Raw genomic sequence first — 13,538 nt, forward strand, 5'->3', positions numbered from 1 at the left:
CAATAATCCGGTTTTCGCCCCGCCTCTTTTATGCTCCTGTCTCTGTCGAATGGGAGAATATGCATGACTGATTTGCAGAACTGGACGCCGCGCCCAAAGCCGGAACGCAAGGTACTCGAAGGCCGCTATGTGCGGTTGGAGCCGCTGGACCCGAAGAAGCATGGTGACGAGCTTTTCGACGCCTCTTCCGTGCCAGATGCAGACCGGCGCTTTACCTGGCTGTTCGAGTTTCCGCCTGCGACCCGTGAAGAATTCGAGCCATGGCTGGAGAAAGCGGCAAAGAGCGACGACCCGCTGTTTTTCGCCGTCATCGACAAGGCGAGCGGTAAGGTTGCCGGACGGCAGGCGTTGATGCGCATCGACTCCGTCCATGGCGTGATCGAGATAGGCAGCATTTACTGGGGTCCGCTGATTTCGCGCCAACCGGCAGCAACCGAAGCGCAGTTCCTGTTCATGCAGTATATTTTCGACGAGCTTGGCTATCGCCGCTATGAATGGAAGTGCCACAATGAAAACGGACCTTCCAAGCGGGCTGCAGAGCGTTTCGGCTTTTCGTTCGAGGGAGTTTTCCGCCAGCATATGGTAGCGAAAGGCAAGAACCGCGATACGGCGTGGTTCTCCATTCTCGACAGCGAATGGCCTGCCTTGAGACAAGCCTATCAGGCATGGCTTGCGCCGGAAAACTTTGATAGTGACGGCCAGCAGAAGAAGAAGCTGGAGGAGTTTCGTGATCTTGGCTGAGCGTAAGAAGAGCAACCCGGCAATCGCCGCCGCCATTATCCTGATCGGCTTCGGGGTGCTTGCCTATTTCGTGCCGAGCATCATGCTGGCACTGGGCGAGCGTTCGCAAATCGCGGCGATCATCTTTCCGATTGTCTTTGTTCTGGGTTTCTTCGCCATTTTCTGGCTACGCTCGAAGCGGCAGAACAAGGATCGATCACCCGACCAGTGAGGCGCTGAGAAGCAATGCGCCCGTCAATGCGATGAAAAGGGCGGCAGCGACTTCGATTGCCGCCTTCAGGCGACCCGACATGGCCTTGCTGCCCGCAAAGCGCAGCGCCGTGTTTTTGGCGGTCACGGCCAGCGTAGCGAGGATCGCTACCGTGATGAACGTCCCGAAGGCCATCGCGAAGACCGAGAGCAGTCCGCCCACCATCAGGCCATTCAACAAAGCGAAAGTCAGCACGATCAGCGCGCCGGAGCAGGGACGCAGGCCCACGGAGAAAATCGCCGACCAGGCCGTTTTCCAGTTGAAATCTTCGCCCAGCGTCGACGGATCGGCAATATGGGCGTTGCCGCATGCGGCGCACACATCGCCTTCGCCGATGAAGACATGATCCGATGCCGCGGCGGTTGCGGGTTTGTAGTTGAGCTTGACCGTGCTGCCGGCTGCTGCCGCGCGCGTGGATTGCGAAATACTCCCCTGCCAGGCTGGACCGGAAGCCATTGCCGGTTCGGGTGCTGCGGCAAAGAGCGACGCGGCGGGTCCGGGGTTTGAACTGTCCTGCTTCCTGAAAAGCAGCGGCAGCTTGCGTACCAGAAGCCAGAGGCCGAAAAACAGCACAAGCGCAAAGCTCGCAATTTCCATATAGCGTGCGGTCTGGTTCATGGAGATGCCAGTGCCGCGCAGCAGGAACCATGCGAGGCCGACGACGGCAATCGCCATGATCGCCTGCAAAAGCGATGAAATGAACGACAGGAAGATACCGCGCCGTAGCGCCGTTTCATTGGCGATCATATAGGACGAGATGACGGCCTTGCCGTGGCCCGGCCCTGCTGCATGAAAAATCCCGTAGATGAAGGAAAGCCCGACCAACACCGAAGCCTGCCATGGGTCCTCACGCATCGCTTTCAGCGCGTTGGTCATGGCGAGATAAAACGAGCGCTGCTGCTCGTTCATCCAGAGGATGATATGCGCGAAAGGCCCGGACGGCTTCATCGCCACCTCATTCGCGCCAATGCCGAGCGATGACTGCGCATAGGCTTGCGCAACGATCACCGTGAGACAGAGGGTCAGAATGAGGGTCGCCGGTTTTCTCATCAGCCAGTGGTTCCTTTTGCTGCGCAATCAATTTCGAGACGGGTTGCGAATATTTTCGACATGTCGGTGCCCGTCGGGTCGTTGAAGAAGGCATCGGTCAGGGTCGCCTGGTTCTGGGCGAGCGCTTCATCCGGATCGGGGCGGACAACCTTCGATGTGCAGCCTGCGGGCAGACCCTTCACAACCAGATCGCTGTCATTCATGTAATCGATGGCGGTATAGAAGGTGGGGTCATAGACGCCGAAGCTGATCTTGTGACCGGGTGCCAGCTTCAACGGCTTTTCGGGCTTGCTCGTAAAGATGATGAGCAGACGATTGTCGGCGAAATCGGCCGCAAGATCGGTTGGCCTTGCCATTTTCACATCCTTGCCGTCATCCAGTACGGTCTGGAAATATTTGAATTCGGCAATCGATCCATTGATGACGTGGCCGAGCTCGACCAACTCGTTTTTGTCGAGCTGGAGATCGCCATTCTTGTCAAACTCCATCAGAACGGTTGAGGAAAATACGTCATCGAAACGCCAGACATGCGCCAGTTTCTGGACGGTGCCATCCGGTGCGATGGTGAGTTCCAAGCGGGCTTCGGCGAACACATGCGGATGCGCGTGCGCGGGCGCAGGCAAAAGGCTTGCAATCAGCATTGCAGCTGCGGCGGACCGGCGCAAACCGCCTTTAAGCCATGACGATGGATTCAGCATGTGGGTTTCCGTGAATATTGCCTGAAGTTTAATCGGCAAGGCGGCGAAAGTGGGACGTCGCCCGCAAATTCAGCGTCCTTCTTTCGAGCCGGTTTCCCTGTCCTTGAACCATTGGGTCAGAAAATCCACGAGTGCGCGGATTTTGGCCGGCAGATAGCGCCGGTGCGGGTAGACGGCATAAATACCCCCGTCCTTGACGATGAATTCGTCCAGACAGGTGACGAGCCTGCCGCGTTCGATTTCCTCTTCCGCGATAAAGGCGGGCAACATACAGAAGCCGAGACCGGCAAGAGCCGCATTCTTGGTGGCGACAGGGCTGTTGACCTCGATGGGACCGTTGACGGGCACGGTCATCATGGAGCCGTCGGTATTGCGGAAATGCCAGTTGTTGCGTGAACGCGCATTGGTGTCGATGATGCAGGGCCGGTCGGCCAGATCCTCGGGACGCTCCGGCTTGCCGACGCGGCTGATCAGTTCCGGCGCGCCGCACAGCACGGAATGGAACGGCGACAGACGCTTTGCAATGAGGGAAGAGTCCTGCAAGCGCGTGATGCGGATGGCGAGATCGAAGCCTTCTTCCACCAGATCGACAAAACGGTCATCGAGCCGCACATCGAGCACGATTTCCGGATGGGCAAGGCAGAAATCGATCAGCGACTGGCCGATGACGGCATCGGCAAAAGTGCGCGGCGCCGACAGTTTGATGCGGCCCCGCGCATCGGAACTGGTTTCGCTGACAGCATCCTGCAGGGCGTCGATCTCGCGAATGATCTCGACCGCGCGGTGATAATAGGTGTGCCCCGCTTCGGTCAGCGAGAATTGCCGCGTGGTGCGGTTGAGAAGGCGCGCGCCAAGCTCGTCCTCCAGTTCGCGCACATATTTGGAAAGAAGTGCCTTGGAACGCCCGATTTTTCGCGCTGCGGCGGAAAATCCTTCCGCTTCGACCACGTCGATGAAGGCGCGCATGCGTGTGAGGGTGTCCATGGTCTAGCCCCGCTTCCCGATGATGTTTCTGGCCAGCGCGATCAGCGCCCGGTCGCTGTCGCGTGGTCCTATGAACGAAATGCCGAAAGGTGCGCCCTGCACCTCTCCCAACGGCAATGTGATCTGCGGCAGGCCGGAAAGCACCGAAAGGCAGAGCAGGCGCAATGCCTGCTCGCGATAGGCCTGCAAGGTTTCGAAAGGTTCTTTCGCGAGCGGAGCCGCACCCGGTACAGTCGGCAGCGCCAGCACGGCGTTACTGCCGATGATCTGTTCAAGTTCCTGTGTGAACTGCTCCCGGCGCATACGCTGGCTGGCAACGAGATCAGCGGCGATTTCCGCGCCGAAGGCAAAACGGTCCGCAACGCCGGGGCCGAGCTTGCGATCGCCCGATGAAATCCAGCCACCATGCGTCGCCCAGGCTTCCGCACCCTGTATATGACGGAAGACCAGATAGAGTTCGTCTATCGAAAGTGTCGGCTGGCTTGCCGCCTTGAGACCCGCGAAGTGCGGCCGCACTTCTGCGAACATGGTGCGATAGGCATCCGTTTCCTGCTGACCGAGCAGAAGCTGTTCCAGAACCGGCATATAAAGAAGCTGCGTCAGCCTGAATTCCCGGGCGTCGTCGCCAAGCAGGATAGACCCGACCCGGTCGTAAAGCTCTATGTCGCGCGCAAACCATCCGATCGTATCGAGCGAGGGCGCAAGCGGCATGATGCCTTCGAGCGGAATGCGGCCATGGGTGGTGCGCAGGCCGACGAGACCGCAGAAGCTGGCTGGCGCACGAATGGAGCCTCCGGTATCCGAGCCGAGCGCAATGTCGGCGAGCTTGCCCGCAACGGCCGCAGCCGAGCCGGAAGACGAACCGCCGGTAACGCGATCCGGCGCAGCCGGATTGATCGGATAGGGGAAATGCGAATTCTGCCCCATCAGGGAGAATGCAAGCTCGTCGGTCTGTGCCTTGCCGGTAAACTCCGCACCGGCTTTGAGAAGCTGTTCTACCACTGGTGCCGATCTTTCGGCGGCGAGTGATTCGGCCTTGATCTGCGGATTGCCGCATCCGGTTACCATCCCGGCGACGTCATAAATGTCTTTTACTGCCAGTCGTTCGCCCTTGAGCGGCCCTTCCGATGCATGAACGGGGGGCTTTTCGGCTTTTGCAATGATGGCGTTGAAGGGGTCGAAACTGGCCATTGTTCACAACATGCAACAATTAACGGGACGTTTACGCTCTTTCGAGGCGGATCTGAGCTGAGAATGTTTCACTAATATTGAACAATGGCAAGCGCGCAGCTTGATGCGATGCGGCCAAAAATAAATTTGTCCGGGGGAATTTTTGTCATTGAATGGACACGACTTTGCGCTTATATCGCGCTTGCCCAAAGTCGCACGTGCCTGTGGGTGTCCGCCGATCCTCGAATGGTGAGGAATTCGGTACGGTACCTGGACCTAACCGCTCCAGTCGATCTGATGGCCAACCGCCAGATCGAGGACATCTTGAAGCAACGACGGTGCGGGCCTTTCTAGTGTCTTTCGGCTGTCCAAAAGCCGAAATTACTGAAGAGGCACACCTTCATTGCCAGAAGTGCGGATGCGGTTCTCCAATTCCAATCCAAGGCAGACAAAGCGGAGTAACGCGAATTGAGCGTTGTTCCATCGCCGCATGAGTTTTCGCGTGACATCAGCACCTCCAAAGGCTGGCCTCACGGCGGATGCGTTCATGCACACTTTGTCCCTTTGCAAGCGGTGAAGACAACCGCGCGGGAGAACGACCATGGCAACGCAGCGTATCATCGACTTCCTCAACACCCGCCGTCCGGACGGTCCTTGCCTCGTCGTCGACACCGACGTCGTGCGCGACAACTATCTGAGCTTCGAGAAGGCTTTGCCCTATTCGCGCATCTTCTATGCGGTGAAGGCAAATCCTGCGCCGGAAATCCTGCGCCTGCTCGCTTCGCTCGGCTCGTGCTTCGACACCGCTTCGGTTGCTGAAATCGAAATGGCGCTCGAAGCTGGCGCTACGCCAAACCGTATCTCCTATGGCAACACCATCAAGAAGGAGCGCGATATTGCGCGCGCTTTCGAGCTGGGCATCCGCCTTTATGCGGTCGATTGCGTTGAAGAAGTCGAGAAGGTTGCGCGCGCAGCTCCCGGCAGCCGCGTATTCTGCCGCGTGCTGACGGACGGTGAAGGCGCCGAATGGCCGCTGTCGCGCAAGTTCGGTTGCGTGCCTGCCATGGCCATCGACGTTCTGCGCCATGCAAAATCGCTCGGCCTCGATTCCTACGGTGTGTCGTTCCACGTCGGCTCTCAGCAGACGGACCTCACCGCATGGGATCGCGCGCTCGGCGATGCGGCTTCGGTTTTCCGCACCCTTGCCGATGAAGGCATCGTTCTGCGCATGGTCAATATGGGCGGCGGTTTCCCGACCCGTTACCTCAAGGACGTGCCGACCGCGCAGGCCTACGGCATGGCGATCTTCGACGCGCTGTCCAAGCATTTCGGCAACCGCATCCCGGAAACCATCATTGAACCGGGCCGCGGCATGGTCGGCAATGCAGGCGTGATCAAGACCGAGGTGGTTCTGGTCTCCCGCAAGGCGGACAACGACAATGTGCGCTGGGTCTATCTCGACATTGGCAAGTTCGGCGGTCTCGCCGAAACCATGGACGAGGCGATCCGCTACCAGATCGTGACCCCGCATGACGGTAGCGAAACCGAGCCTTGCGTGCTGGCTGGCCCGACCTGCGACAGTGCGGACGTTCTTTACGAAAAGACGCCCTATCCGCTGCCGGTCTCGCTGACCATCGGTGACGAAATCCTCATCGAAGGCACGGGCGCTTACACCACCACCTATTCGGCGGTGGCTTTCAACGGCTTCGAACCGCTCCGATCCTACGTCATCTGATCGCTCGGGATTAAACTTTAAAATTCCCGATTGATCCTCTCAACTCGCCCAGTGCTGCAAAGTGCTGGGCGGAGTGTGCTGCTGCCGCTTTGCGGGGATAGATGTCATGAACGCAACTTTGGACATTCAGGAAAATACCGAAACCTTCATCGCTCCGGCTTTTACAATCGCCGGCGAAGCGCTGGAGCACGTGCTGGCGCGCGAAGCATTGCTTGATCGCGCGATGGGTGAAGGCCGTCGCCGCAAATCTTCGGAAAAGCTGCGTCGTGGCCGCCTGCCCGCCGAAGGTCTGGCTTTTGCTGCGCTTGGCGAAGATGGCTTGCTCGCAGGCACCGTGCGGCTTTGGAACGTCCACGCCGGTATTGATGCTTTCGGCTTTCCGGTGTCCGCCTTGCTGCTTGGTCCGCTGGCCGTCGATCCTTCCGCTGCCGGTTGCGGTATCGGTTCGGCGCTGATGCGTCATGCGATCAATGAAGCGCGGCGGCTCGGCCACGGTGCGATCCTGCTGGTGGGCGATCCGGAATATTATGAGCGCTTTGGCTTTACCGCTGAAAAGACCGGCGAGCTTGCCATGCCTGGCCCCTATGAGAAGCGGCGCTTTCTGGGGCTTGAGCTGAAGCCCGGCCATCTCGACGGGGCGCATGGCGTCTTGCGCGCCAGCGGACGCAAAGTGCCGCGCATCGAGGCGTCCTTGCGACAATCCGCGTGAATTAGGTGAAGCGCAGCAGCCGTCCGAAGTTGCGGACGGCTGTGATCGCAAGCCCTGCGAGGAAGCCTGCAATCAGCCCGGCGATGACGATCAGCTTGCGGGATGTGCCAGCCGGATCAAGCGGCGGGCGGGCTTCCGAAAGAACCCTGACATTGGCCGTGTTGAGCCCTTCCTGTTCGTTCGTCTCCCGTGAGCGGAGGAGGAATGCTTCATAGACCGAGCGACGCGCCGTGGCTTCGCGCTCAAGCTCACGCAGTTTCACCAGATCGCCGCTATTGTTCGCCTGCTGCGACTTGAGCTGCGCCAGACGGGCGGTAAGGTCCTTTTCCTGCTGAGCGGACCGGGCGACCTCGACTTGCAGCGAGGAACGGATACGCCGCAGTTCGGCATCGATATCGTTCAAAACAGTGCCGGCCTGCGACTGCGCCTGAATGAGTGCTGGATGGCGGGGACCAAGCTGTGTGGACAAGCCGCTTGCAGTCTGGCGGGCTTGCGCATATTGCGCGCGCAGCGCCGTCAGCGTGTTGGAGCGCAGATCTTCCGGCAAGGTTCCGGTCACGACGCTGTCGGATGTCGCGCTGCTCAGCACCTGCACCCGGGCCTGAAGCCGCATGGTTTCGGCGCGCTGGTTGGTCAGCTGGTCGTTGAGCCGGGTCAGGTCGTTGTCGCTGATCAGCTTGCCGTCGACATTGACGAGATCGTGGGAGGCGCGAAAATCCGCGGCTGCGCGCTCCGCCTGTTCGACATTGGCGCGCATGTCGGCAAGCCGGTTCGACAGTTCGTCCGAGGTACGCCGTGCGGCATCGGATTGCAGCGAAGCAAGCTCGCTCTGGAAAACGGAACTGATCGTGTTTGCAAGCGAGGCCGATTTCTGCGGGTCGCGGGTTTTCACCGAGATGGAATAGATGAAGGTCTTGGCATCACGGCCAATGGCGATGCTCTTGTGCAGGTTATAGAGAACGCGGGTTTGCAGCGTCTGGCTGTCGCTCGCCTTCTTGGGCGACAGCATATCCCTGATCTGCGCAAACAGGCCGGCAATGCCGGTCGGAACCAGAGTGCCGTTGAATTCGGGGTCTTTTGTCAGCTCCGTCTTGTCGATTACCTTGAGCAGCACGCTGCTGGAATCGATGATGCGCGCCTGGCTTTCGGCAACGGCGAGCGACGCATCGGTCGGTAGCTGGCTTGGCGTCAGTTCGTCCCCCGCTGTTTTGATGTTGCGCGGATCGACCAGAATATCGGTCGAAGCGACATACATCTGCGGTAGCGACAATGCATAGAGTGCAGCGACCACCCCGCCCAACAGTGTGCTGACCAGCAGAAGCCTTCGCGATCCCCGCACCACATCGATGGCGATGCGCGGATCGATCAGCGGTTTCCATTCGGCATCCGGTCCGGATCCGTCAATGACAGGGCGCTCGCGCTGGACCGGTTCCGGTATTTGCTCAAGCGTGGGAGTGGTAGCCTCGATTGCGACTTTGCGGCGTTCGCGTTCCAGAACCTTGCGTTCCAGCTCCGCTTCGATCAGTGCGACCCGTTTTTGCAGCTCGGCTACATCCGCATCGTCCAGTTCTTCCTCGATGACGGGTTCCGGCGTTTCTTGCGTATCATGGTCGTGTTCATGAAAGAACGCAGCACGTTCATCCGGTGTCGCCGGTGGTGTCCAAGGCGGTGCGGCTTCGCTCTCACGGGGAGCAGTCGGGCGATCGATTGGGCGCGCGTCGGAAAATGCGAGAAGAGGTTTCTCAACTCCCGCCTTTCTGCGCCCCTCATGATCGCTCATTGTCGAATTCGTCCGTATCTGTAGGCGTCTCGACCTTTTCGGTGCCAACCGCCGCTATGAAATCCATAAACCAGGGCCTGCGGATGCCAAACCGGAATCCGCTCGCCCCAAACCTGATGGCCGAATGTAATTTTTTATAGAAAACAAAACGTTAAAATAACGCTGGCGCGTATCGCGAAATGCTCGACCCACATTATTTTAGCTTTTGCTTGTCTACTCTTTGAACTTGCAAAGAAGAGTTTAAGTCTTTTTAGCTAAATCTCTTTATTGCGCTCCTGTTCCAGTGGAACGGCTGGCGCTCCAGACCATGATAGATGAGGCTTCCCTGTTGATAGCGAAAGCGCTGCGGAAACTGCCGGGCAATAATGCCGGAATAGTGCGTGATTACCTGTCCCTGTTTTCCGGCTCTGCGGGCAGGCTGGTGGTTTCCCTCGTCTATTTCATCGCGCTTGCAAACACGCTGCCGACCGGAGATTTCGGTATATTTGCCACTGCATCGGGCACGGGCGTGGTGCTGTCGCGCATTGTTTCCCTGGGCTTCAGTTCGCCGCTTTACCGCATAGCGACAGTGAAGCCGCGCCTGCTCGGCATTTATACGGCGGGTTTCCTCGTTGCCATTCTGGTCTCCCTGCCACTGTTTGCGCTGGCATCCTGGCTGGTCTATTTCGTCTTTTTCAGCCGCGATATTTCCTTCCTGCCTTTTGCAGTGGTAGTGTTTGCCGAAGCCCTGTTGTGGCGTTCAACGGAAATCGTCATCATCGTCAACAATGGCTTGCGCCGCTTTGGAATATCGGCGGGGCTGGTGATCTTCGGCACGGCCACGCGCGCGGTCGCGGCTGTGCTGTTCATGTGGCTGGCAAGCGTTCATGACATGGCCCATTGGGCGTGGTGGTATACAGCGGCCAATGGCGTCGCGCTGTTGACTGCGCTGAAATTTTACCCGTCGCTCCGGCTTCGTTTCAAGCCGGCGCTTTATATGCGGCGGCTTTCCGATGCGATTGCGGTGATGGGGGCCGAACTCCTGTTCTATATTCAGGCCGAGCTCGACAAGCTTCTCGTCCTGACCGTCGGCGGGCCTGCGACGGCAGGGCTTTACGCGATCATCATGCGGCTGGTGGACCTTACCGCGCTGCCGGTGCGGTCCTTCAACATGATGCTGGTGCAAAAGCTCATGCGCATGCCGGACATGCTGTCCTCGTTACGCATCCGCGCAGGGCTTGAGTTCGCGGTCTTCGCCGTCTCGGTGGTGGGTCTCGGCGCGATGGTCGTGTTCCTGCAAATCTTCCCGAATGCACTTGGTTCAAGCGTTGCCCCTATCGTCGGGCTGTTGCCGCTGGTGCTGCTCGTGCCGGGTTTCCGCAACCTGATCGAGTACCAGACCGAGATCCTCTATGCGCGCGGACAGTCCGGTCTGAGGACTTTGAGCATGGTGCTGATGACCGCCGCCAAGGCATTTTTCGTCTGGCTGCTGCTCGTGAATTATGTCGATAGCAACGACTGGATTCTGGGATTGAATGTCGTGTTTGGCGGCCTCTATCTGCTGTCGCTGGTCTTCACCTATACGAGCATCCGTTTGCCAGCTAAACGAATTTGAGATTCAGGCGCCGATAATGCGCCGGATATCGTCGACCGAAAGGCCAAGAAAGGATTGCATGCCGATGGCAACCTGATGCGGTTCCATTTCGGCAATGAAGGTGCGGAATTCCTCTTCGCTCGGTGGCGGCGCGAACCATTGCATCCGGCAGAGATCATGAGTGTCGCTATAGTGGCCGGAGCCTTGCAGCACGTCATCGACGTAGCGGCCATAGATGAAGCATTCTGAAAAGCGCCGTATGTTGCCAAGAGCCGCAACCCAATGGTGCCCGGTATGGGCCTCAATCCGCTCGCACATCGAAATCACGCTGTCGCGCCGCCATGAAACAAGCTGGCCGATATAGTCGTTAAGCCCGCTTTTTCCGTTCTTGATGCCAAGCAGTTTCGCCGCATTGGCAGCCCATACGGGATGCTCCGGCCATTCGGGATTGGCAAGCGCATTGGGACGCACGAAAAGCCGGAGCTTCTCGCCATGCCAGAGCGTGCCGCAATCGAAGGGGCGCAGAAAGGCCGTGTCGGAATCCGTATAGAGAAATCCGTCTTCCTGTACGGCGGCTGCAAGTGCGATGCGGCGCAATTGCTGCACATGCCAGCCGCGCAGCGGCTTTGTCCGGAGCGAAAGCCAGACCCGCCGGCGCCACAGATAGGTCGGGTCCCAGAAAGCATGCAGCCAGGAAGGCAGAAGATCGCGTTCGTCGATGATGACGCGATGCGCGCTTTCAAGCCTGCGAAACAGGGCAACATCCTTGCTGTCGACAAGGATATAGTGCTTGGTGAAGCCACTGACATATTTGTCGACTGTCTCACAAAGCAGTTTGCAGCGCTCGAAATCCTGATCCCAGCTGGCTGTGACGATTGCGGTTTTCACCGGGAAGCTCCCTTCATCCAGCCTTTGGCGACGCGGCACAGAAACACCGGATTGCCGATCAGATAGCGCTTTGCGAGCCGTCGCGGTTCCTGCAACAGCCGGTGTGCCCATTCCATCTGGATTTCACGCACCCATTGCGGTGCGCGCTGCACGCGCCCCGTATGCAGGTCGAACAGCGCGCCGACCGCGCTCGCCACCGTGCAATGCTCGGCCGTGATATGCTTGTCGATGAAGAGTTCCTGACGTGGAACGCCCATCGCGACGAGCAATATATCGGGATGGAAATCCTTCAGCTGCGCCAGAATGCCGTCGAGGTCCGCAGGCTTGAAGAAGCCGTCCGAAATGACGCGATATTCATGGTGGGGTATCTGCTGCTTGAAAAGCTCTGCGGCGTCGGCAGCGACGCCCGGCCCGCCGCCAAGAAGTGCGACCTTCAGCGGGCGCTTCATATGCTGCAGAAGCCCCGGAATGAAGTCCGTTCCGTTGAGATTGGCCGGAAATTTGCTGCCATAGGCAACCTTGCTGGCAATATCCACACCAACTCCGTCAGGCAGGATGAGGAAATCCTGCAACGCAGCGCGGTAATCCGGGTTCTCCTCCGTGATGTTGGAATTGTTGGCGTTGAGCCAGCCCTGTTTCATGAACTGGCCTTCATTGATGCGGTTCTCGAAGAATGCGAAGGCGCTGTCCCAATCGAAACAGGCGACCTTCACGCCAAGGATATTCCGGTAGGTTACATTTTCGGTATGCATCATGCGTGGTCCATAGTTCTTTTTTTGCCGTGGAGTGCTTGCAGACCGCGGGCAACCGCGCGGTCCATGCCTTCGATTTGTGACCGCGTGAAGGTCTTGCCGTCCAGCCTCTGGCGATCCCCCGATCTTGTTTTTGCGATCTTTTCGACGATTGCCGCTGCGAAGGCCCGCGGGTCATCGGCAATGGTGCAGTTAGCGGGAATATTGCCGATACCGCGCACGGAATGCGTCGTAGCGACACTTGGCATGCCCAGTTCGAATGTTTCAATGGTTTTCAGTTGCACACCGGTTCCCGCCCGGCTGATTAGCGGCACGAGTGCCCCGCTTTCCACAAATTCAGTCGCATCCGGCACCTTGCCGGCGAAACTGACCCCTGGCCAGGCAGAGACAAGATCGGCAGGCGCATTGCCTGCAATTGCGATGGAAATATCGTCGGGAAGATGCGGCTTTATCTCACGCAGAAACCATTCGAGTCCGATGCGGTTGGGGTGCCATGTCCATGTGCCGATCAGGGCAAGGTCATGTTTTATCGGGCGTTGCTGCGCTGCCCGTGTTCCGCCCGGCGTGACGAGCGGCATCGTTGCGTATCGGTCGGGGCCAAGTCCCAGCGCCGGGCCGTCCTCTTCGGCGAAAGTGAATACGAAACGCGCCTTTCCGCTGAGACGGCTTTCCAGTCCTTTCAAAATACGGGCCTCGCGAGCGAACAGGAATTTCTGAATGAGGCTTCCCGCGTCGGCGGCGTTTTCCTCCGCCGAGCGATATTCCACATTATGCGCCACGAACAGCGACGGCTTGTCCCGGAAAATATCCTCAAACGCGCCGGGCAGGGTCACGCCGTTCAGCACATAGGCGTCGAAAGGGCCGATCTGTGCAATGGCTTCGCGCAGTTTCTGCGCGGGAATTACCCGCAACTTCGCCGAGGAAACGGTAAGGCCGGTCAGGAAGGATTTAAGCACCCAGCCGATCTTGCGCCTGATGCCGGCGCCCTCGGTTCGCACCTCGACCTCGCCCAGCACAACCGTATCCGCAGAATCGGCCTTTACGCCCGGCCATGTGAAACCAAGGACCGTTACCTTCGCGCCCGAGCGGCGCAGGCCATCGACTACAGCCGAATTCGCCACTTCGTAGCCGGTGGTCGGGATTCCGTCTGGGACAATCGACGTTACGAAAACAAGGTGAGGGGACTGCAAAGCAACTCCTGAACGTTA

At 58.8% G+C, this 13,538-nt stretch carries 13 protein-coding genes; 5 read left to right on the forward strand and 8 right to left on the reverse strand.

Going from position 1 to position 13,538, the window contains the following annotated elements; translation table 11 throughout:
• Positions 1 to 63: 63 nt before the first annotated feature.
• Positions 64 to 741 carry a GNAT family N-acetyltransferase gene (locus tag J9800_RS17430; RefSeq protein WP_114216440.1) on the forward strand — a complete coding sequence of 226 codons (678 nt, stop codon included), beginning with the start codon at positions 64 to 66 and terminating at the stop codon, positions 739 to 741.
• Complete coding sequence (locus tag J9800_RS17435) at positions 728 to 952, forward strand: hypothetical protein (RefSeq protein WP_114216439.1); 225 nt, start codon at positions 728 to 730, stop codon at positions 950 to 952. Before J9800_RS17430 ends, J9800_RS17435 begins: the two co-directional genes overlap by 14 nt.
• Here J9800_RS17435 and J9800_RS17440 read toward each other — a convergent pair.
• The 4 genes from J9800_RS17440 to J9800_RS17455 form a co-directional block, all read right to left on the reverse strand.
• Positions 938 to 2,041 (reverse strand): nickel/cobalt transporter, encoded by a 1,104-nt coding sequence (locus tag J9800_RS17440; RefSeq protein ID WP_114216438.1) that lies wholly within the window; start codon positions 2,039 to 2,041, stop codon positions 938 to 940. The two genes, J9800_RS17435 and J9800_RS17440, sit on opposite strands and share 15 nt — an antisense overlap.
• Positions 2,041 to 2,739 carry a DUF1007 family protein gene (locus J9800_RS17445; RefSeq protein WP_114216437.1) on the reverse strand — a complete coding sequence of 233 codons (699 nt, stop codon included), beginning with the start codon at positions 2,737 to 2,739 and terminating at the stop codon, positions 2,041 to 2,043. The genes J9800_RS17440 and J9800_RS17445 overlap by 1 nt, the downstream gene beginning before the upstream one ends.
• A 69-nt stretch (positions 2,740 to 2,808) precedes the next feature.
• A complete protein-coding gene (locus J9800_RS17450) occupies positions 2,809 to 3,723 on the reverse strand; it encodes a LysR family transcriptional regulator (RefSeq protein WP_112591929.1) in 915 nt (304 codons plus the stop codon).
• A gap of 3 nt (positions 3,724 to 3,726) precedes the next feature.
• Positions 3,727 to 4,914, reverse strand: a complete 1,188-nt coding sequence (locus tag J9800_RS17455) for an amidase (RefSeq protein WP_210845897.1) — start codon at positions 4,912 to 4,914, stop codon at positions 3,727 to 3,729.
• Positions 4,915 to 5,494: 580 nt separating this feature from the next.
• Here J9800_RS17455 and odc2 point away from each other — a divergent pair.
• A complete protein-coding gene (gene odc2 / locus J9800_RS17460; protein ID WP_112591933.1) occupies positions 5,495 to 6,628 on the forward strand; it encodes an ornithine/lysine decarboxylase in 1,134 nt (377 codons plus the stop codon).
• A gap of 106 nt (positions 6,629 to 6,734) precedes the next feature.
• Positions 6,735 to 7,337, forward strand: a complete 603-nt coding sequence (locus tag J9800_RS17465) for a GNAT family N-acetyltransferase (RefSeq protein WP_114216434.1) — start codon at positions 6,735 to 6,737, stop codon at positions 7,335 to 7,337.
• Position 7,338: 1 nt separating this feature from the next.
• On the opposite strand, the gene J9800_RS17470 is transcribed toward J9800_RS17465, so the two are convergent.
• Positions 7,339 to 9,117 carry a GumC family protein gene (locus J9800_RS17470; RefSeq protein ID WP_114216433.1) on the reverse strand — a complete coding sequence of 593 codons (1,779 nt, stop codon included), beginning with the start codon at positions 9,115 to 9,117 and terminating at the stop codon, positions 7,339 to 7,341.
• Positions 9,118 to 9,445: 328 nt separating this feature from the next.
• Here J9800_RS17470 and J9800_RS17475 point away from each other — a divergent pair, with 328 nt between their 5' ends.
• On the forward strand, positions 9,446 to 10,711 hold the full coding sequence (locus tag J9800_RS17475; protein WP_114216603.1) for a lipopolysaccharide biosynthesis protein: 1,266 nt from the start codon (positions 9,446 to 9,448) through the stop codon (positions 10,709 to 10,711).
• A gap of 3 nt (positions 10,712 to 10,714) precedes the next feature.
• Here J9800_RS17475 and J9800_RS17480 read toward each other — a convergent pair whose 3' ends face one another.
• Genes J9800_RS17480 through J9800_RS17490 form a run of 3 tightly spaced genes read right to left on the reverse strand, consistent with a single transcriptional unit; the run spans position 10,715 to position 13,520 of the window.
• Positions 10,715 to 11,578 (reverse strand): DUF6492 family protein, encoded by an 864-nt coding sequence (locus J9800_RS17480; RefSeq protein ID WP_205315958.1) that lies wholly within the window; start codon positions 11,576 to 11,578, stop codon positions 10,715 to 10,717.
• Positions 11,575 to 12,333 (reverse strand): WecB/TagA/CpsF family glycosyltransferase, encoded by a 759-nt coding sequence (locus J9800_RS17485; RefSeq protein WP_114216432.1) that lies wholly within the window; start codon positions 12,331 to 12,333, stop codon positions 11,575 to 11,577. The genes J9800_RS17480 and J9800_RS17485 overlap by 4 nt, the downstream gene beginning before the upstream one ends.
• A complete protein-coding gene (locus J9800_RS17490) occupies positions 12,330 to 13,520 on the reverse strand; it encodes a glycosyltransferase family 4 protein (RefSeq protein ID WP_114216431.1) in 1,191 nt (396 codons plus the stop codon). Before J9800_RS17490 ends, J9800_RS17485 begins: the two co-directional genes overlap by 4 nt.
• Positions 13,521 to 13,538: the final 18 nt, after the last annotated feature.

This window comes from Ochrobactrum sp. AP1BH01-1, from assembly GCF_018066705.1.
Classification (GTDB): Bacteria; Pseudomonadota; Alphaproteobacteria; order Rhizobiales; family Rhizobiaceae; genus Brucella.